Source organism: Streptomyces capillispiralis (assembly GCF_007829875.1).
Lineage (GTDB): Bacteria > Actinomycetota > Actinomycetes > Streptomycetales > Streptomycetaceae > Streptomyces > Streptomyces capillispiralis.
Window position 1 is genome coordinate 4,567,022 of record NZ_VIWV01000001.1, and the last position, 20,819, is coordinate 4,587,840.

Annotated in this window: 18 protein-coding genes; 10 read left to right on the plus strand and 8 right to left on the minus strand. The window is 73.2% G+C overall.

Annotated features, from left to right (window positions below):
- Positions 1 to 14 precede the first annotated feature (14 nt).
- The gene (locus FHX78_RS19880) at positions 15 to 194 is read left to right on the plus strand and encodes a hypothetical protein (RefSeq protein ID WP_145868770.1); all 180 of its coding nucleotides are present in this window, start codon (positions 15 to 17) and stop codon (positions 192 to 194) included.
- 51 nt (positions 195 to 245) lie between these two features.
- On the opposite strand, the gene FHX78_RS19885 is transcribed toward FHX78_RS19880, so the two are convergent.
- Complete coding sequence (locus FHX78_RS19885) at positions 246 to 3,551, minus strand: S41 family peptidase (RefSeq protein WP_145868771.1); 3,306 nt, start codon at positions 3,549 to 3,551, stop codon at positions 246 to 248.
- Between the two features lie 172 nt (positions 3,552 to 3,723).
- Here FHX78_RS19885 and FHX78_RS19890 point away from each other — a divergent pair, with 172 nt between their 5' ends.
- The 5 genes from FHX78_RS19890 to FHX78_RS19910 all read left to right on the plus strand — a co-directional run bounded on the left by FHX78_RS19890 (position 3,724) and on the right by FHX78_RS19910 (position 8,505).
- Positions 3,724 to 4,323 (plus strand): TetR/AcrR family transcriptional regulator, encoded by a 600-nt coding sequence (locus FHX78_RS19890; RefSeq protein ID WP_145868772.1) that lies wholly within the window; start codon positions 3,724 to 3,726, stop codon positions 4,321 to 4,323.
- 99 nt (positions 4,324 to 4,422) lie between these two features.
- Complete coding sequence (locus FHX78_RS19895) at positions 4,423 to 6,630, plus strand: MMPL family transporter (RefSeq protein ID WP_145868773.1); 2,208 nt, start codon at positions 4,423 to 4,425, stop codon at positions 6,628 to 6,630.
- Between the two features lie 148 nt (positions 6,631 to 6,778).
- The gene (locus FHX78_RS19900) at positions 6,779 to 7,291 is read left to right on the plus strand and encodes a YbaK/EbsC family protein (RefSeq protein ID WP_145868774.1); all 513 of its coding nucleotides are present in this window, start codon (positions 6,779 to 6,781) and stop codon (positions 7,289 to 7,291) included.
- Positions 7,288 to 8,133 (plus strand): EamA family transporter, encoded by an 846-nt coding sequence (locus tag FHX78_RS19905; protein WP_145868775.1) that lies wholly within the window; start codon positions 7,288 to 7,290, stop codon positions 8,131 to 8,133. Before FHX78_RS19900 ends, FHX78_RS19905 begins: the two co-directional genes overlap by 4 nt.
- Before the next feature lie 96 nt (positions 8,134 to 8,229).
- Positions 8,230 to 8,505, plus strand: a complete 276-nt coding sequence (locus tag FHX78_RS19910) for a DUF1876 domain-containing protein (protein ID WP_145868776.1) — start codon at positions 8,230 to 8,232, stop codon at positions 8,503 to 8,505.
- Here the strand turns inward: FHX78_RS19910 and FHX78_RS19915 are convergent, their stop codons facing one another.
- The 4 genes from FHX78_RS19915 to FHX78_RS19930 all read right to left on the minus strand — a co-directional run bounded on the left by FHX78_RS19915 (position 8,506) and on the right by FHX78_RS19930 (position 12,416).
- Positions 8,506 to 9,681: a serine hydrolase domain-containing protein gene (locus FHX78_RS19915; RefSeq protein WP_145868777.1), complete on the minus strand. Its 1,176-nt coding sequence runs from the start codon at positions 9,679 to 9,681 to the stop codon at positions 8,506 to 8,508.
- 128 nt (positions 9,682 to 9,809) lie between these two features.
- Positions 9,810 to 10,580, minus strand: coding sequence for an energy-coupling factor ABC transporter ATP-binding protein (locus FHX78_RS19920; RefSeq protein ID WP_145868778.1), 771 nt, complete (start codon positions 10,578 to 10,580; stop codon positions 9,810 to 9,812).
- The gene (gene cbiQ, locus FHX78_RS19925) at positions 10,568 to 11,329 is read right to left on the minus strand and encodes a cobalt ECF transporter T component CbiQ (RefSeq protein ID WP_145868779.1); all 762 of its coding nucleotides are present in this window, start codon (positions 11,327 to 11,329) and stop codon (positions 10,568 to 10,570) included. Before cbiQ ends, FHX78_RS19920 begins: the two co-directional genes overlap by 13 nt.
- Position 11,330: 1 nt before the next feature.
- Positions 11,331 to 12,416: an energy-coupling factor ABC transporter permease gene (locus FHX78_RS19930; RefSeq protein WP_145868780.1), complete on the minus strand. Its 1,086-nt coding sequence runs from the start codon at positions 12,414 to 12,416 to the stop codon at positions 11,331 to 11,333.
- A 190-nt stretch (positions 12,417 to 12,606) separates the two neighbouring features.
- Here FHX78_RS19930 and FHX78_RS19935 point away from each other — a divergent pair, with 190 nt between their 5' ends.
- Positions 12,607 to 12,969: an SsgA family sporulation/cell division regulator gene (locus FHX78_RS19935; RefSeq protein WP_145868781.1), complete on the plus strand. Its 363-nt coding sequence runs from the start codon at positions 12,607 to 12,609 to the stop codon at positions 12,967 to 12,969.
- 10 nt (positions 12,970 to 12,979) lie between these two features.
- Here the strand turns inward: FHX78_RS19935 and FHX78_RS19940 are convergent, their stop codons facing one another.
- From FHX78_RS19940 to FHX78_RS19950, 3 genes are all read right to left on the minus strand, one after another.
- Positions 12,980 to 14,653 carry a penicillin-binding transpeptidase domain-containing protein gene (locus FHX78_RS19940; protein WP_145868782.1) on the minus strand — a complete coding sequence of 558 codons (1,674 nt, stop codon included), beginning with the start codon at positions 14,651 to 14,653 and terminating at the stop codon, positions 12,980 to 12,982.
- A gap of 115 nt (positions 14,654 to 14,768) precedes the next feature.
- Positions 14,769 to 16,400 carry a penicillin-binding transpeptidase domain-containing protein gene (locus tag FHX78_RS19945; RefSeq protein ID WP_145868783.1) on the minus strand — a complete coding sequence of 544 codons (1,632 nt, stop codon included), beginning with the start codon at positions 16,398 to 16,400 and terminating at the stop codon, positions 14,769 to 14,771.
- Positions 16,401 to 16,559: 159 nt separating this feature from the next.
- Positions 16,560 to 18,305, minus strand: coding sequence for a dolichyl-phosphate-mannose--protein mannosyltransferase (locus tag FHX78_RS19950; RefSeq protein WP_145868784.1), 1,746 nt, complete (start codon positions 18,303 to 18,305; stop codon positions 16,560 to 16,562).
- Between the two features lie 152 nt (positions 18,306 to 18,457).
- On the opposite strand from FHX78_RS19950, the gene rsmI reads away from it, so the two are divergent.
- The 3 genes from rsmI (at position 18,458) to FHX78_RS19965 (ending at position 20,816) form a co-directional block, all read left to right on the plus strand.
- A complete protein-coding gene (gene rsmI / locus FHX78_RS19955) occupies positions 18,458 to 19,327 on the plus strand; it encodes a 16S rRNA (cytidine(1402)-2'-O)-methyltransferase (protein WP_145868785.1) in 870 nt (289 codons plus the stop codon).
- 166 nt (positions 19,328 to 19,493) lie between these two features.
- Positions 19,494 to 19,898 (plus strand): hypothetical protein, encoded by a 405-nt coding sequence (locus tag FHX78_RS19960; protein WP_145868786.1) that lies wholly within the window; start codon positions 19,494 to 19,496, stop codon positions 19,896 to 19,898.
- A gap of 30 nt (positions 19,899 to 19,928) precedes the next feature.
- Entirely contained in the window at positions 19,929 to 20,816 is an 888-nt protein-coding gene (locus tag FHX78_RS19965; protein WP_145868787.1) for a TatD family hydrolase, read from the plus strand.
- Positions 20,817 to 20,819 lie beyond the last annotated feature (3 nt).

The window sequence follows — 20,819 nt, forward strand, 5'->3', positions numbered from 1 at the left end:
GGGAGTGAACCCACATGGGTATGAAGGACCAGTTCCAGGAGAAGTCCGAGCAGTTCCAGCAGCAGGCCAAGCAGCGCGCCCAGCAGGGCAAGGAGCAGCTGCAGAACCGCGGCCGCCGCCGGGACGAGGACATGGACGAGCCGCAGCGCCGGCGTGAGTCGGAGGAGCGCCTCGACCAGGACTACGACGCCTGACGCCGCGCTTCCGTGGTGGAAGGGGTGCCCCTGGCGAGGGGGCACCCCTTCTCACGTCCTCGGCGGCAGGCTCGGGCGGGAGCGGTCGGGGACGTCGCGGTAAGTGGGGGGCCTGGCAGGCGGGTTGGTCTCCAGCAGCTCCAGGGCGAGCCGCACCGCGTCGTCCAGCTGGGCGTAGCGGCCCTCGGCCCAGTCCAGCGGGGTGCGCAGCGCCTCCACGTCGGGGGCCACCCCCTGGTTCTCCACCGACCAGCCGTACACGTCGAACCAGGCCGCGTTCATCGGCACCGTGATCACCGTGCCGTCGCCGAGCCGGTGCCGGCCGGTCATGCCGACCACCCCGCCCCAGGTGCGCTGGCCCACCACCGGGCCCAGCCGCAGCAGTCGGAACGCGGCGGTAATCATGTCGCCGTCGGAGCTGGTCGCCTCGTCAGCCAGCGCCACCACCGGCCCGCGCGGGGCGTTGGAGGCGTACGAGACGGGCTGGGCGTCACGGGTGAGGTCCCAGCCGATGATGGTGCGGGTCAGCTTCTCGACGACGAGCTCGCTGATGTGGCCGCCCGCGTTGCCGCGCACGTCCACGATGAGCGCGGGCCGGGACATCTCCATGCGCAGATCCCGGTTGAACTGCGCCCAGCCGGAGCCGCCCATGTCGGGGATGTGCAGATAGCCGCACCGGCCACCGCTCAACTCCCGCACCACCGCACGCCGTTTGGCCACCCAGTCCTGGTAGCGCAGCGGCGTCTCGTCGACCAGCGGGACGACCGCGACCCGGCGCGGCGGGCCCGTGCCCCCGGAATCGAGCGAGCCCGAAGGGCCGTCCGCGGACGGGCGGTGGGGGGCGACGGGCGGGCGGAAGGTCAGCTCCACCGTCGTGCCGCCCGCGCCCGCGAGCAGCGGGTAGGGGCCGGTGACCGGGTCCACCGGGCGGCCGTCGACATGGGTGAGGACCGCGCCCTCCCGGATGCCGGTGCCGGCCAGCGGGGAGCGGGCCCGGGAGTCGGAGGAGTCGCCGGGCAGGATTCGCCGGACCGTCCAGCCCTCCTCCCGGCGGACGAGGTTGGCGCCGAGCAGGCCCTGACGGCGCTGGTAGTGCGGCGGGCCCTCATTGCGGCGGGCGGCGGTGACATAGGCGTGGGACGTGCCGAGTTCACCGAGGACCTCCCGCAGCAGGTCCGCGAACTCGTCGGGGGAGGCGACCCGTTCGACCAGCGGCCGGTACTGCTCCAGGACCGCGTCCCAGTCGATGCCGCCCATACCGGGCTCCCAGAAGTGGGCGCGGATCAGCCGCCCGGCCTCCGCGTAGGCCTGGCGCCACTCGGCGGCCGGGTCGGCCTCGTGCAGGATGCGGCGGGCGTCGATCCACACCGTGGAGTCGCTGTCGCCGGGCTCGGTGGCGGGCACCGCCCGCAGCTCGCCCTCGTCGACCACGACCAGCCGGGTGCCGTCACCGCTGACCGCGAAGAAGTCGAGGTTCTCGACGAGTTCCGACTTCTTCGCCTTGCTGATGGTGAAGTGCTCCAGGGTGGGCCGGCCGCTGGTGTCGGCCGGGTTGGCGAAGGTCTCGCCGAGCGCGCCGGAGATCGGCCAGCGCAGCCACACCAGCCCGCAGCCCGCGACCGGGTACAGCCCCGAGTACTTGGAGGCGGTGACCGGGAACGGGGTGACCCTGCTCTCCAGACCCTCCGCCTCCACGGTCACCGCGCCGCCCTCGCCGCCCTCCTCGGCCTCCTCGCGCTCGACCGGGTCCAGGCCCCCGGCGGCCGGACGGCCCTCGGGGTTCAGGGCGAACGGGGACGGGGTCGCCGACGACAGCGGCACCAGATAGGGGCGGCAGCCCAGCGGGAAGGACAGGTCGCCGGTGTGCACGTCGTACACCGGGTCGAAGCCGCGCCAGGACAGGAAGGCGAGGTAGCGGCCGTCCCGGGTGAACACCGGGTTCTCGTCCTCGAACCGGCCGTTGGTGACGTCGATGACCAGCCGGTCCTTGATCCGGGCGAGCTTGATCTGCCGCAGCGACCGCCCGATCCCGGGGTGGGACCAGGTCAGCCAGGCCCCGTCGGGCGAGAAGGCGAGGTCGCGCACGGGCCCGTTGACCGACCGGATCAGCTCGGTGACCTCGCCGTCCGCCTCCTCGTCGGTGCCGAGGAGCAGCAGCCGGCCGTCGTGCGCGGCGACGGCCAGCCGCTCCCCGTCCGGGTCGGCCACCATCTCCAGCACCCGGCCCAGCTTCCCGGCGGCCAGCCGGCGGGGCGGGCGCTGGCCGGTCGCCCGGGGCAGGGAGGCGATCTCCACGGCGTCGTCGCCCTCGGCGTCCGTCACATAGGCCACCTGCTCACCGGCGCCGAGCATCTCCGGCAGCCGCACCCGGACGCCCGGGGTGTCGGTGAGGGTGCGCGCGGGGCCGTCGCGGTGGGTGAGCCAGTACAGGCTGCCGCGCACGACGACGGCGCTCGCCCGGCCGGTCTCGTCGACCGTGAGGCCGTCGAGGTGCTGGGCGGCGGGCACCTGGTAGCGGCGCCGCCCGGTCCGGGGCCCGCCGAGCGTCACGTCCAGACGGCGCGGGACGGCGCCGGGGGAGAGGTCGTCCACGAGCCACAGGTCGCCCGCGCACTGGTAGACGACCCGGGTGCCGTCCGTGGCGGCGTGCCGGGCGTAGAAGGCGTCGTGGTCGGTGTGGCGGCGCAGTCCGGAAGCGTCGTACGCGCACGAGTACAGGTTGCCGACGCCCTCGTGGTCGGAGAGGAAGGCGATCCGGCCGGCGACGAACATCGGGGAGTGCAGATGGCCCCCGAGCCCTTCGAGCAGCCGCTGCCCGTGCAGCCACAGCCTGCCCGTGGCGCCGCCGCGGTAGCGCTTCCAGGAGGCCGGTTCGTGCGGCGGGGTGCCGGTGAGCAGCAGGGATCTGCGCTCTCCGGCGATGTCGGCGACCTGGATGTCGGAGACGGGCCCCCAGGGCAGCTTGCGGCCGGGGCTGCCGTCGCAGGCGAGCTTGTAGGCCCAGGTGAAGTGGGAGAACGGCTCGCCGTGCGAGGTGACGGCGAGGATCTCGGCGTCGCCGTCCCCGTCGGGGGGCGCCCAGCCGCAGACCCGGGTGTCGGAGTTCCCCCAGTGGGTGAGGCGCCCGCCCGGACCGCCGTCCACCGGGACGAGGTGGACCTCCGGGTCGAGGGCGCGCCAGCTCGTGTACGCGATGTGGCGGCCGTCGGGGGAGAAGCGGGGGTGGCCGAGTTTGGTGCGGTCTGCGGTGAGCCGCCAGGCGCGGCCCGGGCCGTCGAGCGGGGCGAGCCAGAGGTCGTCCTCGGCCACGAAGCACAGCAGGTCGTCCTTGAGGTGCGGCAGACGCAGATAGCTCACCCTCCCCATGCTTTTCCGGGGCCTGGGCACCGGCAACTTATAAGTAACCGACAACCGTGACGCAGGACACGAACGAAACCGTTTCGTTTCGCTAGAGGGCTGAGGTATCTTCGTGGTGTACGAAACCGTGTCGTTCGGCGCGGTGGGACACCGGAGCGGAAAGGTGAGCGGTATGAGTGAAGTCGCGACGACGCGTCGCAGCCGGATCACCCCCGAGCGCGAGGCCGAGCTGTACCGGGCCGTGCTCGACCTGCTCAGCGAGGTCGGCTACGACGCCGTCACCATGGACGCCGTGGCCGCCCGCACCCGGTCCAGCAAGGCCACCCTCTACCGCCAGTGGGGTGGCAAGGCCGAGCTGGTGGTCAGAGCGATGCGGAGCCAGAAACCCGGCAGCATCGCCGACGTCGACACCGGAACCCTCCGCGGTGACCTGCACACCATCGTCGGGCGTGAGGACGACTGCGCCATGGCACGGAACGCGGCGCTGATGCGCGCGCTGGCCATGGCGGTCCACATGAACGACGACCTGCGCCAGGCGTTCAAGGAACTCCTGGTCGAACCGGAGATGGAAGAGTTCCGGCGGATGATCCGGCGCGCGGTCGACCGGGGCGAGGTCCGCTCCGACAACCCGGCGCTGGACTACATGGTGCACATGCTCGTCGGCGCGTTCGCCACGCGGACGCTGATCGACGACCTGCCGCCCACGCAGGAGTTCCTCACCTCGTACATCGACGCCGTGGTGCTCCCCGCCCTCGGCGTGACCACCCACTGACCGTCCCCCAGTCAGCCACCACCTGACGTCACCGCTCACGTCGTCGGGCTGATCGACCCTGCCCCGAAGCAACCACGACCTGACCGGGAGTACGCCCTCGTGGCCACTTTCCTCTATCGACTCGGCCGGTTCGCCTTCAGGCGACGGCACTTCGTAGCCCTCTTCTGGGTGGCGCTGCTGGCGCTCGCGGGCGTCGGCGCGGCCGGCGCCCCCGCGGCCGGCAACTCCTCCTTCTCCATCCCCGGCACCGAGGCCCAGAAGGCCTTCGACCTGCTGGAGGAACGCTTCCCCGGCTCCAGCGCCGACGGGGCGACCGCGCGCGTCGTCTTCAAGGCGCCGGCCGGCGAGAAGATGACCGACGCCGGCCACAAGGCGACCGTGCAGCAGACCGTCGAGGAACTCGCCGACGGCTCCGAGGTCGCCCGCGTCGCCGACCCGTACCAGGTCGGCGGCGTCAGCAAGGACGGCACCATCGCCTACGCCTCGGTGAGCTACAAGGTCACCGGCATGGAGCTGGAGGACTCCTCCCGCGACGCGCTGGAAGGCGCCGCGGAGGACGCCCGGAAGGCCGGGCTGACCGTGGAGATCGGCGGTGACGCCCTCCAGGCCGTCCCGCACACCGGCTCCGCCGAGATCATCGGCATCGGCGTCGCCGCGGTCGTCCTGGTCATCACCTTCGGCTCGCTGCTCGCCGCCGGGCTGCCTCTGGTCACCGCGATCGTCGGCGTCGGCATCGGCGTCGCGAGCATCACCGCGCTGGCCAGCACCCTGGACCTCGGCTCCACCACCTCCATCCTGGCCTCGATGATCGGCCTCGCGGTCGGCATCGACTACGCGCTGTTCGTCGTCTCCCGCTACCGCGCCGAACTGGCCGAGGGCCGGGACCGCGAGGACGCGGCCGGCCGGGCCGTCGGCACGGCGGGCTCCGCCGTGGTCTTCGCCGGCCTCACCGTCGTCATCGCCCTGGTCGGCCTCGCGGTCGTCAACATCCCGATGCTGACCAAGATGGGTGTCGCCGCCGCCGGCACGGTCGCCCTCGCCGTCCTCATCGCCCTCACCCTCATACCGGCCCTGCTCGGCTACGCCGGCCGCCGGGTCCGTCCCGCCGGTGAGAAGAGCAAGCTGCTCGGCGGGGGCCGCGCCGCGAAGCAGCCGCAGCGCCCGAACATGGGCACCCGCTGGGCCAGCTTCGTCGTCCGCCGCCCGCTGGCGGTCCTCCTCCTCGGTGTCGTCGGCCTGGGTGCCGCGGCCGTCCCGGCGGCCTCGCTGGAACTGGGCCTGCCCGACGACGGCTCCCAGCCGACGTCCACCACGCAGCGCCGCGCCTACGACCTGCTCTCCGAGGGCTTCGGCCCCGGCTTCAACGGCCCCCTGGTGGTCGTGGTCGACGCCAAGAACAGCGACGACCCGCAGTCCGTCTTCCGGCAGACCGGTGACGAGATCAAGGGCCTCGACAACGTCGTGAACGTCGCCCCCGCGCAGCCCAACAAGGCCGGGGACACCGCGACCATCACCGTGATCCCGGACGCCAAGCCCTCGTCGGTGACGACCGAGGACCTGGTGCACGACATCCGCGACACGGGCGCGGACATCAAGGCCGGCACCGACGCCGACGTCCTGGTCACCGGCGCCACGGCGATGAACATCGACGTGTCGCAGAAGCTCAACGACGCGCTGGTGCCGTACCTGGTCCTGGTCGTCGGACTGGCCTTCCTGCTGCTGATCGTGGTGTTCCGCTCGATCCTGGTCCCGCTGAAGGCGGCCCTGGGCTTCCTGCTCTCGGTGATGGCGGCCCTCGGCGCGGTCGTCGCGGTCTACCAGTGGGGCTGGCTGTCCGGTCTGATGGGCGTGGAGGAGACCGGCCCGATCATGTCGATGATGCCGATCTTCATGGTCGGCGTGGTCTTCGGACTGGCCATGGACTACGAGGTGTTCCTCGTGACCCGGATCCGGGAGGCCTACGTGCACGGCGAGAAGCCGGGCCAGGCCGTGGTCACCGGGTTCAAGTACAGCGCCCGGGTGGTGACCGCCGCCGCCGTGATCATGATGGCGGTCTTCTCCGGCTTCATCGGGTCCAGCGACTCGATGGTCAGGATGATCGGCTTCGGACTCGCGATCGCCGTCCTCTTCGACGCGTTCGTCGTCCGCATGGCGATCGTCCCGGCCGTCCTCGCCCTGCTCGGCAAGAAGGCCTGGTGGCTGCCGAAGTGGCTGGACCGCGCGCTGCCGAACGTCGATGTCGAGGGCGAGTCCCTGCGCACGCCGGGCGGCACGGCGGACGAGGACCGGGAGCTCGTCAGGGCCTGACGCCCGGACGGGACACACGAACCAGCCGGTGAGGGCTCCGTGGGGACGGGGTGCCCTCACCGGCTTCCCCTTGTGACCGGCGGGGGGCCCGGCGTGCCGCGCGCAACCCGGTCGCACGGCCGGCGCACCGGCCGCTACGGTGCCGTGCATGACGACAGCCGCCACTGACGCCGAGGGCTCCGGAGCCCACCCCCGATTCGCCGAGGCCCTGCGGGAACGGGGGCTCGGGGACGTCGTCCCGAAGGTCCGCCGCTTCCCCGACGCCACCCGCACCGCCGCCGAGGCGGCCGCCGCGATCGGCTGCGAGCTGAGCCAGATCTGCAAGTCCCTGATCTTCGCCGCGGACGGCGTGCCCGTACTGGTCCTCATGGACGGGGCGTCACGCGTCGACGTCGAGCGGGTCCGGGAGGAACTCGGCGCCGAGAAGGTCACCCGCGCGAGGGCCGACGTCGTGCGCGAGACCACCGGGTACGCCATCGGCGGCGTGCCCCCCTTCGGGCACCGCACGAGGACCCGCGTCCTCGCCGACCGCTCCCTCCTCGACCACGCCACCGTGTGGGCGGCGGCAGGTACCCCGTACACCGTCTTCCCGATGGAACCCAAGACGCTGATCGCCCACGCCGGCGGCACCCTGGTGGACGTGCGCGAGCGCCCCGAGTGACCCCGCTGGTCACCGCGGCCGTCCTGCTCGCGGCGGTCACCCACGCCGGCTGGAACGCCCTCGCGCACCGGATCACCGACAAGCTGGCCGGGTTCGCGCTGATCTCCGGCGGCGGGCTGCTGATCGGGCTGGCGGCGGTGCCGTTCGTGCCGTTCCCGGCGGCCGGGGCGTGGCCGTACCTCGGCTGCTCGGCCGCCGTCCACATCGCGTACTACGCGCTGCTCATGAAGTCCTTCCGGCTGGGCGACTTCGGCCAGGCCTACCCGATCGCCCGCGGCAGCGCGCCCCTGGTCGTCACCGTCCTGGCCGCCGCGTTCGCCCACGAGGTGCCGGACGGCCGGGCCGCCGCCGGGATCGCCCTGTCCTGCGCGGGGCTGACCGGCGTCGCCCTGTGGGGCCTGCGCGGGCACCGGCCCGACTGGGCGGCGATCGGGGCGGCCCTGGCGACCGGGCTGACCATCGCCGCGTACACGGTCGTCGACGGGCTCGGCGTCCGCGCCTCCGGTTCCTCCCTGGGCTACATCGCGTGGCTGATGGCGGTCCAGGGCACGGTGATCCCGGCGTACGTCCTGTGGCGGTGGCGGCGCCGGGCGGGCACCCTGCTCCGGCCGTACGCCGGCCTCGGACTGCTGGGCGCCGCGCTGTCCGTCGCGGCGTACGCGCTCGTCCTGTGGGCCCAGACCCGCGCGGCCCTCGCACCGATCGCGGCCCTGCGGGAGTCGTCGGTCATCGTGGGCGCGGTGATCGGGGCCGTGTTCTTCAAGGAGCGCTTCGGGGCGCCGCGCATCGCCGCCGCCGGGCTGCTGGTCGTCGGGATCGGGCTGATGCTGCACGCCGGATAGGCCGGGCCCGCGGCCCGCTCCTCCCGCCGCACGGGCGGGTGCAGGGGAGCGGGACGAGGAGCACCCTGGAATGAGAGCGATCCGGAGGTGACCGTCATGATGCACACCGCAGTGGGCTGGCATGTGGAACTGGAGTTCATGGAGGACGACCAGCACACCCGCGCGGCCGCGTTGGTCCGGCTGCCCGACGGGAGCGAGGTGCGGGCGAGCGGCCACGCCACCCGCCACCACACCGACGCGAATCAGCCAAGGGTCGGGGAGGAGGTCGCCGGCGCACGGGCGTTGAACGAGCTCGCCATGCAGTTGCTGACCAAGGCGCACAGCGAGATCGACACCGCGTCGGGCCGCACCTCGCACCCCATCCACGTCTGACTACGGCGTCAGGGACTGCCGTACCGCCCGTACCAGCGCCTGGGCCCTGGGGTCCGCGGTCACCGTCCTGCGAAAGCCGTTGGTGACGTAGCCGAAGGCGACGCCGGACTCCGGGTCGGCGAAGCCGAGGGAGCCGCCGCGGCCGGGGTGGCCGAAGGAGCCCGGGGCCAGGAAGGGGGAGGCGCCGCCGTGCAGCATGTAGCCGAGGCCGAAACGGGTGCCGACGACCAGGACCCGGTCGGGGCCCGCCGACTCCTCGGCGCGGGCGCGTTCGACGGTGGCGGGTTCCAGGAGGCGGACGCCGTCGACCGGCCCGGTCAGGGACGCGTAGAAGCGGGCGAGTCCGTCCGCCGTCGCGACCCCGTTGGCGGCGGGCAGGGCCGCCGCGCGGAACGCCGGGTCGTTCTGGTCGGGGAACGGGGTGATCGCGGCGAAGGCACGGCGGGTGAGGGAGGACGGGTCGGCGTAGGCCTCGGTGACCGAGCGCTTGGGGCGGGCGCGGAGCACCCCGGACGACGGCTCCGGGCCCTCGATCCGGCCGACCCTGCCCACCCGGTGGGCCTGCGCGTCCGGCAGCCCCACCCACAGGTCCAGGCCCAGCGGAGCGGCGATCTCGGAGGCGATCCACTCGCCGGAGCCCCGGCCCGTGACGCGCCGGACCAGCTCGTCGAGCAGCCAGCCGTAGGTGAGCGCGTGGTAGCCGTGGTCGGTGCCCGGTTCCCAGACGGGGGCCTGGGCGGCGACCGCCTCGGCGGCCCGGGCCGGGTCGGCCGCCTCCTCCAGGCCGAGCGGGTGGTCGAGGACGGGGAGACCGGCGCGGTGGTTCAGCACGTGCCGAACCAGCGTCCGGTCCTTGCCGTGCGCCTTGAACTCGGGCCAGTGCTCGGCGACCGGCGCGTCCAGGTCCAGCTCGCCGCGCTGGTGCAGCAGCAGGAGGACGGCGGCGGCGACGCCCTTGGTCGCGGAGCGCACGACCTGGGCGGTGTCCCGCTGCCAGGGCTCGGTGCCGTCGACGTCCCTCGTCCCGGCCCACAGGTCGACGACCCTGCGCCCGTCCCGGTACACGGCGACGGCGGCGCCCCGCTCACCGAGCGTCCCGAAGTTCCGTACGAACGCGGCCCGGACCGGCTCGAAGCCCTCGGCCACCGTGCCGTGCACGTCGGTGTTCCCGTCCACGCTCGCCTCCACGTCCGTCGGTTCCTTCCGTAGCGCCTGTGACGGTGGGTGCAACGGCCGCCGTTCGCCTGCGATTCCTGGGCCGCACCGGTCCGGCGCGATCGTTACGGCGACGTTGCCGGGCGGGTTCAGGGGCGGCCGGGCGGGGCCGGCACCGACCGCGGATCGAATCCGTACGGCAGCTCCAGGCGGTGGGCGCGCATCAGCGCGTCGTCGCCGAGCAGGTCCGCCGTGCCGCCGTCCGCCGCGATCACCCCGTCGCTGAGGATCAGCGAGCGCGGGCACAGCTCCAGGGCGTAGGGCAGGTCGTGGGTGACCATCAGGACGGTGACGTCGAGGGAGCGCAGGATGTCGGCCAGTTCCCGGCGGGAGGCGGGGTCGAGGTTGGAGGACGGCTCGTCCAGGACCAGGATCTCCGGCTCCATGGCGAGGACCGTCGCCACGGCCACCCGGCGCCGCTGGCCGAAGGACAGGTGGTGCGGGGGCCGGTCCTTGTACTCCGCCATGCCGACCCGCGCGAGGGCGCGGTCCACCCGCTCCTCCAGTTCGGCCCCCTTCAGCCCGGCCGCCGCCGGGCCGAACGCCACGTCCTCCCGCACGGTCGGCATGAACAGCTGGTCGTCCGGGTCCTGGAAGACGATGCCGACCCGCCGCCGGATCTCCGCCATGTGCCGCTTGCCCACGGGCAGTCCGGCCACGGTGACCGTGCCGGTGCCGCCGGTGAGGATGCCGTTGAGGTGGAGCACCAGGGTGGTCTTGCCGGCGCCGTTGGGGCCGAGCAGCGCGACCCGCTCGCCGCGCGCGAGGGAGAAGTCGACGCCGAACAGGGCCTGGTGGCCGTCGGGGTAGGCGAAGGCGAGGCCGGAGACCTCCAGGGAAGCAGTGCTCACAGGGTCCATCCCAGCAGACAGACGACGAGGGCGGCACAGGGGAGGGTGAGGGCGTACGACCACTGCGCCCGCGACGCGGTCGCCTCGTCGATGACCGGCATGGAACCGGCGTACCCGCGGCTGACCATGGCCAGGTGGACGCGCTCGCCGCGCTCGTAGGAGCGGATGAACAGCGCGCCCGCCGACTTGGCGAGCACGCCCCAGTGCCGTACGCCGCGCGCCTCGAAGCCGCGGGACTCGCGGGCGATCCGCATGCGCCGCATCTCGTCGGTGATGACGTCGCCGTAGCGGACCATGAAGGAGGCGATCTGCACCAGCAGCGGCGGGAGTCTCAGCCGCTGGAGGCCGAGGAGCAGTTCGCGCAGTTCGGTCGTGGCGGCGAGCAGCACCGAGGCGGCGACGCCCAGGGTGCCCTTGGCCAGCACGTTCCAGGCGCCCCACAGGCCGTTGACGCTGAGCGACAGCCCGAGGACGTCGGTCCGCGCGCCCTCCGCCACGAACGGCAGGAGGACCGCGAAGGCGACGAACGGGACCTCGATCAGCAGCCGCTTGAGCAGGAAGCCGGCCGGGACCCGGGCGGCGTACGCGACGCCGGCGAGCAGTCCGGCGTACACCGCGAAGGCCCACATCGCCTCGCGCGGGGTGGAGACCACCACCAGCACGAAGGCGAGGACGGCGGCGAGCTTGGTGTGCGGCGGCAGGGTGTGCACGGCGGAGTGCCCGTGCCGGTACAGCTTGTGGCTGTGGCCCGCTCCCATGTCAGACGCCCGTGCCGCTGGGGGAGGCGGCGTCGGCCGTGTCGTCGGCGCGGCGCCTGCGGACCACCCAGGCTACGCCGGTGCCGGCGACCACCGTCACGCCGACGCCGATCGCGCCGGCCAGACCGCCGGAGAGACGGGCGTCGTCGACGTCCTCGACGCCGTAGTCGGCGAGCGGGGAGCCGGCGGCCGCGTGTTCCTCGGCCTTCGCGTCGATGCCGTGGTCGGTGGCGACCTTCTCCAGGCCGTCGGGGTCGGCGGAGGCGTAGAAGCTGACGAACCCGGCGAGGACCAGCGAGGTGACCAGGCCGGCGATCCACACCGTGCGTGGGGAGCGGGCGGCGGCGGGGGCCGGTTCCGGTGCGGTCCCGGGGGCGTCGATCAGTTCGCCGTTCACCCGCAGCTTGAGCTTCCGCTCCAGTCCGCGCGCCCCGTGCACCAGGTCGGGGCGGACGGCGAGGACGGCGCCGACGGTCAGGGCGGTGATGACCGCCTCGCCGATGCCGATGAGGACGTGCACGCCCACCATGGCGGTGGCGACCTTGCCGATCGAGACGTCCGCGGTGCCGCCGACGGCGTAGAGCAGGGTGAAGACGAGGGCGGAGGCGGGGACGGAGACCAGGGCGGCGACGAAGGACGCGGCGGTCACCGAGCGGCGGGACCGCGGCAGCACCGCCACCAGGCCGCGGAAGAGCGCGTACGCGACGACCGTCGTCACGATCGCCATGTCGGTGATGTTGACGCCGAGCGCGGTCAGCCCGCCGTCGGCGAAGAGGACGGCCTGCATCAGCAGGACCACGGAGACGCACAGGACGCCCGTGTAGGGGCCGACGAGGATCGCGGCGAGGGCGCCGCCGAGCAGATGGCCGCTGGTGCCCGCCGCGACGGGGAAGTTCAGCATCTGCACCGCGAAGATGAACGCCGCCACGAGGCCGGCCAGCGGGGCCGTCCGTTCGGCGGTGCCCGGGGAGGAGGCGCCCTCCAGTTCCCGGCGGGCGCCGCGCAGGCTCACGGCGACGGCGCCGGCGGCGAACAGTCCGGCCGCGGCGGACACGGGGGCGTCGATGAATCCGTCAGGTGCGTGCACGGACTCGATGATGTGGCCTGTTGCGAATCAATCGCAAGAGCGAGTGGCTTGTTTTACCTCACGCATACCTCATCTGTGATATTCGCCGCTCGGACGCGCGGATTCCGGAATGGGTGCACGATGGAACGGGGGGTGGGTATACGGCTTACACGCCTTTGATGCCGAGTGACGCAGCGTAAGGGGCCCACCGATGTCCGTAGTCGAGCAGTACGCGCGAGTCCACATCGTCACGGATGCGGATCCCCTGCTGGAGGACCGCGGGGCCGTCCCCGTCGTTCTGCGGTACGACCCCGAGACCGACCCCCTGTGCGTACGCGTGGGGCTACCCGGCCCCGTCGCCCGCGAGTGGACCATCGCACGGGACCTGCTGGAGCGGGGCCTGCGCGCCCCCGCGGGCAGCGGCGAGATACGCGTGTGGCCGTGCGGCCGGGTGCAGGCCGTGGTGGAGTTCCACACCCGGCACGGCGTCTCGGTCGTCGAGTTCGAGACCAAGACCCTGGCCCGGTTCCTGAGCCGCACCCACGCCGCCGCCGCGGAACCGGTGCCCCACTGACCCGTCCGGCTCAGCCGCCGCTCTTCAGCAGCGCCGCGACGACCGGCCCGGCCGTCGAGCCGCCGTGTCCGGCCGCCTGGACGACACCCGCGGCCGCCAGGTCCCCGCGGTACGCGGTGAACCAGCCGTTGGGCTTCTTCTGCCCGTCGACCTCCGCCGACCCGGTCTTCGCGCCGGTCTCACCGCTCACCCCGGCCATCGCCTCCGCCGCCGTGCCGTAGGCCGCCGTGTACGACATCAGCTCCCGCAGCTGCGCCAGCGTGCCCGCAGACAGGGTGCGCGAGGCCGTCGCCAGCTTCCGCCCGTCGACCTCCGGGGAGACCAGGTACGGCTGGTGGAAGACGCCCGCCTTGACGGTCGCCGCCACCGACGCCATGTTCAGCGGGTTCATCCGCACCCCGCCCTGGCCGATCAGCGAGGCCCCCATCGGGGCCGCCGACTGCACCGGCACCGAGCCGTCGAACGTCGGCACGCCGACCTGCCAGTCGTTCCTCGACAGCCCGAACACCTCCTGCGCCTGCTTGGTCAGGTCGTCGTTCTCCAGCTCGGGCGCCTGGCTGATGAAGGCCGTGTTGCAGGACCGGGCGAAGCTCGCCTTGAAGGTGCCGTCCTTGATCTCGAACTTGTCGTCGTTCTGGAACTTCCAGCCGCCGTAGCTGAAGTACTTCGGGCACGGGTGCTTCTCGTCCATCGAGGCGAGGCCCTTCTCGATGAGCAGCGAGGAGGTGATCACCTTCATCGTGGACCCCGGGGCCAGTGACCCCTGGAACGCGGTGTTGAAGCCGTGCGAGGAGTTCGCCACCGCCAGGATCTCGCCGGTCGACGGACGCAGCACCACCACCGACGCCCTGTCCTTCTTGGCCACCTGCGCCTCGGCGGCGGCCTGGAGGGACGGGTTCAGCGTGGTCTTCACCGTGCCGGGCGTGCCCTCGCTCAGCTCCAGCAGCGTCTTGTCGGACAGCTCGGCCTTCTTCGACTCCTTGCCGCGCACCACGCGCAGTTCGATGCCGGCCTCGCCGCCCGCCGTCTCGCCGTACTTCTCGCGCAGTCCGTCCAGCACCGAGCCCAGCGACGGGTACTTCCGCGTCGTCAGCTCGCCGCCGTCGCGGTCCAGCGCCTTCACCGGCGGGGTGCCCGCCTCACCGGTGACCAGCTTGTCGCCGTCCTCGAGGTCGGGGTGCACGACCTCCGGCCGCCAGGCCACCCGCGGCTCGCCGTCCCCGGCCCGGCGCACGACGGTCAGCGCGCTGTCGTAGGCCAGCGGCTTGCTGACGTCCTCGTACGACACCGTGCCCTTGACGGAGAAGGGGACCTTGCCGCCGGTGCGGGTGCCGGCGGTGAGGGTGACCTTCTCGACGCCGGCGTCCTTGGCGTAGGCGGTGAGCAGGGCGGCGGCGGCCTTCGGGTCGTCGGTGACGGCGGCCGCCTCGCTCACCTTCCCGGCCTGCCAGGCGGTGAGGAAGCGCTCGGCCGTGCCGGTGACCTCGGAGGCCGACAGGGGCCCGGTCCGTACCTCCTCCGCCTGCTGCGCGGAGGACGTACGGGTGCCGTCCTCGGCCGCGGCACCGCCGCCGAGCAGCGCGTAGGCGCCGACACCGGCACCGCCGACGACCACGGCGATCACTCCGCCGAGCACGGCGGGTCTCGTCTTCCGCCGCTCACCGGCGTGCCCTCTGTTCCTCACTGCTGCTTGTTCCTCCGCTGCTCGCCGGGCCCCCCGCGGCCCTGGTGGCCCCTCTTGGCGCGGTGTGCGCACACGTCGGCCACCACCCTAGAGTCCCGGTCCGTGCCGGGCGCGATCAGCCGCCCGCTCGTAGCACGGCTGCGACAATCGGACCGGCCGCGTCGCCGCCGTGCCCGCCCTGCTGCGCCATGGCCGCCGCCGCGACGTCGTCGCGGAAACCGGTGAACCAGCTGTCCGAGGTGGCCTTGCCGTCGACCTCGGCGGACCCCGTCTTGGCGCCGATGTCGCCGCGGAGGCCGGCCATGGCGTCCCGGCCGGTGCCCTGGGTGGCGGTGAGCCGCATCATCTGCTTGAGCTGGGCGGCGGTACCCGCCCGCAGGCCGTCGGCCTGCCGCAGCTGCCGGCCGTCGAGCTCCGGGGAGACCAGGTAGGGCTGGCGGAAGGCGCCGGTGATCGCGGTGGCCGTCACGGACGCGATATTGAGCGGGTTCATCTGCACCTGGCCCTGGCCGATCGCGTTCGCCGCGCGGTCCGGGCCGCCGGAGGCGGGGACACTGCCGTCGAAGGAGGCGATGCCGGTCTTCCAGTCGCCCCGGCCCAGCCCGAACCGCTGCTCGGCCTCCTGGGTGAGCGAGGCGTCGGTGAGCGGCTGCTCGTCGATCAGCTTGACGAAGGCCGTGTTGCAGGAGCGCAGGAAGCTGTTGGCGAGGGTGGCGCCCTCGTTCGGCGGCATGTCGGTGAGGTTCTTGAAGGTCTGGCTCTGCCAGGTGGCGGTGGGCGGGCAGGGCGCCGGGCCGTTCATCGAGGTCACGCCGTTGTCGATGAGCATCGCGGCGGTGACGATCTTCATCGTGGAGCCGGGGGCGACCTGGCCCTGGAAGGCCGCGTTGAAGCCGTCCTCGCGGTGGTTGGCCACCGCCAGCACCTCACCGGTGCTCGGCTTGACCGCCACCACCGACGACTCGGCGAACCGCCGCACCGCCTTCTCCGCCGCGTCCTGCACCCCGGCGCTGAGCGTGGTGCGCAGCTTTCCCGGCTTCCCCTCGGCGAGGGTCAGCAGCGGGGTGTCGGCGGCCCGGTCCGCGTGCCTGACCACCAGCTCGACCCCCGGCGTGCCGCCCGCCTTCGCACCGTACTTCTCACGCAGGGTGTCCAGGATCGGCCCGAGGGAGGGGTACTTCTCCTTCGTCAGCACCATGCCGTCGCGGTCCACGGCCTCGATGGGCGGCCGCGCGGACTCCCCGGTGACGAGGGTGTCGCCCTCCTTCAGGTCCGGGTGGACGACGGCCGGCTCCCAGTCGACCAGCGCCCGCCCGGTGGTCTGCCCGCGGACGACGGTCAGCTCGCTCTCGTAGCGCAGCGGCTTCGACTTCCCGTCGTGGGTGACGGTCGCCTTCACGGTGAAGGGCACGGTGGTGCCGGTGGCCGTACCGGGGGTGATCCCGACCTTCCCGATGCGGGCCTCCTCGCCGTACCCCGTCAGCAGCGCGCCGGCCGCCTGCGCGTTGTCGGTGTACGACGCCGCCTCGGCCGCCTGCCCCTTCTCCCAGGCCGCGAAGAACGCCGCGCTCGTGCGGCGCACCTCGTCCGCGTCCGGCGGCCCGGATCTCTTGGTCTCCGCCGTGCCCGTGCCGCTTCCCCCGCCGCCGTTCACGGCCGACACGATGTTGTGGACGCCGTAGCCGGCCCCGCCCACCATCACCGCGAACACACCGCCGACTATGGCGGCCTTGACCCCCTTGCCCATCGGGCTTCCCCTCCCCGCCGGGCCCCCCGCATCTTCTGAACGCGTTCAAAAAGCCCGGTGGGTGAGCACTCTATGCGCAGCGAGTGGCGACCGGGGCGGCGTTTCCGATTGGTGGCCGAAGCGAGACCGCACCTTGCGCCGACCGCTCGGCCCCGGCCATCACACCCACGTATCCAGCCACATCCGCGCCCGCCAGTCGTCTATCGGGATCGATGTGCCGGTGTGGAGGGGCCAGAAGTAGATGAAGTTCCACGCGATCAGGAGGGCCAGTACGCCCGCCGCCGTCGCGCCCGCCACCCGGCGGGCGTCGGAGGAGCGGGGCGGGCCGACCAGCGCGCCCAGCAGCATCGCCACCGCCAGGCACAGGAAGGGGAGGAAGACGATCGCGTAGAAGAAGAAGATCGTGCGTTCCTGGTAGAGGAACCACGGGGCGTAGCCGGCCGCGATGCCGCAGGCGATGGCGCCGGCGCGCCAGTCGCGGCGGAAGAACCAGCGCCACAGGACGTACAGCAGCGCGAAGCAGGCCACCCACCACAGCAGCGGGGTGCCGATGGCCAGGACCTCGCGGGCGCACTTCTCGCCGGCGTCGGCGGGACAGCCGTCCGTGCCGGGGGCCGGGGACTCGTAGAAGTAGGAGACCGGGCGGCCGGTGACGATCCAGCTCCACGGGTTGGACTCGTAGGTGTGCGGCGAGGACAGGCCGACGTGGAAGTCGTAGACCTGGTTCTCGTAGTGCCACAGGCTGCGCCACCAGTCGGGGAACAGCCAGGACCAGTCGCTGTTCCTGCCGTCCTTGGCCGCCCAGTCGCGGTAGTAGCCGCCGGTGCCGTCGGCCGGGGAGAGGATCCAGCCGGTCCAGGAGGCGACGTAGGTGACCACCGCCACGGGGATGGTGGACAGGAAGGCCCAGCCCAGGTCCCGCCTGAGCACGGCCGTCCGGGGCCGGTACGCGCCGGCCACCCGGCGCGAGCCGACGTCCCAGAGCACCGCCATCACACAGAACGCCGCCGTGACGTACAGGCCGTTCCACTTGGTGCCGATCGCCAGGCCCAGCATCAGGCCCGCCGCCACCCGCCAGGGCCGGAAGCCGATCCGGGTGGTCTCGGCGACGTACGCGTCCGGCCGGGCCCGCCCGTCGGAGTCCACCGGCAGCGCGGCGGCGAGTCTCTCCCGCGCCCGGTCCCGGTCGACCACCAGGCAGCCGAAGGCCGCGAGCACGAAGAACATCAGCACGCCGTCGAGCAGCGAGGTCCGGCTCATCACGAAGTGCAGCCCGTCCACCGCCATCAGCGCGCCCGCCAGGCAGCCGAGGAACGTGGAGCGGAACAGCCGCCGGCCGATGCGGCACAGCATCAGCACGGAGAGCGTGCCGAGCAGCGCGGTCATGAACCGCCAGCCGAACGGGTCGAAGCCGAACACCAGCTCGCCCAGCCCGATGACGTACTTCCCGACCGGCGGGTGCACCACGTACGCGGCGTCCGTCGGGATCGGGACGTCCCCTCCGGAGGAGAGGATCAGGTCGTTGGCGTTCTTGTCCCAGTTGACCTCGAAGCCGCGGTGGACCAGCGCCCACGCGTCCTTGGCGTAGTACGTCTCGTCGAATATCACCGCCTTCGGGCTGCCCAGGTTCCAGAACCGCAGCACCCCGGCCAGCAGCGTGACCAGCAGCGGACCGCCCCACGCCGACCAGCGGGTGATCCGCCCGGCGAGCCCCGGCGGCACCCCGAGCGTCTCCCACAGCCGCCCCGACGGCTCGGTGTACGGCGGGACCAGACGGTCGCGGACATCGCCTGCGGAGCCCGGGGCGGCGTAGCCGAACCGGCGCAGCCGCTGGTGCCACGGCGGCTGCTCCTCGTGCGGCGGCTGGTCCTTCCGGAGGTCCATGGAGGACGCGGTACTGGTCACCGCGCCATCGTAGGGAACGGCGCTGTGTGAGTCCCGCGCATGGGCGGTATGCCCCGCCTCTGTCCGCTCCGGTCCCGGTCCGGTCCGGCTCCGGTGCGGCTCCGGCCCGCTCCCGTCGCGTCCGGGCCGCGCGGCCCTGGGAGGATGGACGGGTGACCGGAACCCTCGTACTCGCAGGCACCCCCATCGGCGACGTCTCCGACGCCCCGCCCCGGCTCGCCGAGGAACTGGCCGGCGCCGACGTCGTCGCCGCCGAGGACACCCGGCGGCTGCGCCGGCTGACCCAGGCGCTCGGCGTCACGCCCAAGGGGCGGGTCGTGTCGTACTTCGAGGGCAACGAGTCGGCCCGCACGCCCGAGCTGGTGGAGGAACTGGCGGGCGGCGCGCGCGTGCTGCTGGTGACGGACGCCGGGATGCCGTCCGTGTCCGACCCCGGGTACCGGCTGGTCGCCGCGGCCGTCGAGCGGGACATCAAGGTCACCGCGGTGCCCGGACCGTCCGCCGTGCTCACCGCGCTCGCCCTGTCCGGACTGCCCGTGGACCGGTTCTGCTTCGAGGGGTTCCTGCCGCGCAAGGCCGGGGAGCGGCTGGGGCGGCTGCGGGAGGTGGCCGGGGAGCGGCGCACCCTCGTCTACTTCGAGGCCCCGCACCGGCTCGACGACACCCTCGCCGCGATGGCCGAGGTGTTCGGCGCGGAGCGCCGGGCCGCCGTCTGCCGGGAGCTGACCAAGACCTATGAGGAGGTCCGCCGGGGCCCGCTGGCCGAGCTGGCCGCGTGGGCGGCCGAGGGGGTGCGCGGGGAGATCACCGTGGTGGTCGAGGGCGCGCCGGAGAAGGGGCCCGAGGAGCTGGACGCCGCGGAACTGGTGCGCCGGGTGCGGGTGCGCGAGGAAGCGGGGGAGCGGCGCAAGGAGGCGATCGCCGCGGTGGCGGCGGAGGCCGGGCTGCCCAAGCGGCAGGTGTTCGACGCGGTCGTGGCGTCCAAGAACGCCGACGGAAGTCCCGGTTCCGCGCGCCCCTGAGGGCCTGAGGCCCAGGGGCGGGTAAAGGGCTCGGCGCGCTGCGGCAAGGAACACCCAAATCGCCGCCAATACTCGGCAGCCCCTCCTGCGTCCGCGTCCGCGGAGCGGTCCACTGTCAGCAGGGACGGACCCGAACCGTCCCGCCAGCGGACCGACAGGAGCCGGTATGACCGAGATCCCGGGGCACAAGGGGACCAAGGGGCACGCGGGGCACGCGGGGCTGCGCGCGGGCGCCAGCGCCGTCGTCGACGAGGCGTACTCCTTCGCCTGCATGCGCTGCGGCCACGGCTGGGAGCAGGCGTACGAGATAGAGCACCACACCGACGCCGGGGGCCACGAGTTCGTGATGTACGTGGCGGACGGCCGGGTCGTGCCCTCCCCGCTGAGCCGGCCGACGTGCCAGAACTGCGACGGCCACGTCGTGCGGATCATGCGGCCGGGGAGGGTCGCTTCGGCCGCTTCGGCCGCTTCGGCGGCGCCGGGAGGGCCGGGGGAACACCGGAAACCGGCCGGGGAGCGGCACCACTGGCGGCTGTCCGGCCTGCTGTCCCCCTTCCGCAGGGCGCACTGACGCCCGCGGTGCTTTCGTAGGATCGGGGGCATGCCTTCGAACGCCGCCGACAAGAACGCCGCGCCGCCGCTCCCGGAGCCCCTGCGGGTGCCGGTCGCGGACTCCCACACCCACCTCGACATGCAGTCCGGCACGGTGGAGGACGCCCTCGCCAAGGCCGCGTCGGTGGGTGTGGCGACCGTCGTCCAGGTCGGCTGCGACCTCGCCGGGTCGCGCTGGGCCGCCGAGACGGCGGCGGCGCACGACGCCGTCCACGCCACGGTCGCGCTGCACCCCAACGAGGCGCCGCGCATCGTCCACGGCGACCCCGGCTGGTCCCGGCAGGGCGCCCGCGAGCCCGGCGGCGACGCGGCGCTGGACGAGGCGCTCGCCGAGATCGACCGGCTGGCCGCGCTGCCGCAGGTCAAGGGCGTCGGCGAGACCGGACTCGACTACTTCCGCACCGGGCCCGAGGGCAAGGAGGCGCAGGAGCGGTCCTTCCGCGCCCACATCGAGATCGCCAAGCGGCACGGCAAGGCCCTGGTGATCCACGACCGCGACGCCCACGCCGACGTCCTGCGCGTGCTGAAGGAGGAGGGCGCCCCCGAGCGCACCGTCTTCCACTGCTACTCCGGCGACGCCGAGATGGCGGAGATCTGCGCGAGCGCCGGCTACTTCATGTCGTTCGCCGGCAACGTCACCTTCAAGAACGCGCAGAACCTGCGGGACGCGCTCGCCGTGGCCCCGCTGGAGCTGGTCCTGGTCGAGACCGACGCGCCGTTCCTGACCCCGGCGCCCTACCGGGGCCGGCCCAACGCCCCGTACCTGGTGCCGGTCACGGTGCGCGCTATGGCCGCCGTACGCGGGATCGACGAGGACGCCCTGGCCACCGCGCTCGGGGCGAACACGGCCCGCGCCTTCGGTTATCCACAGGCGTGACCT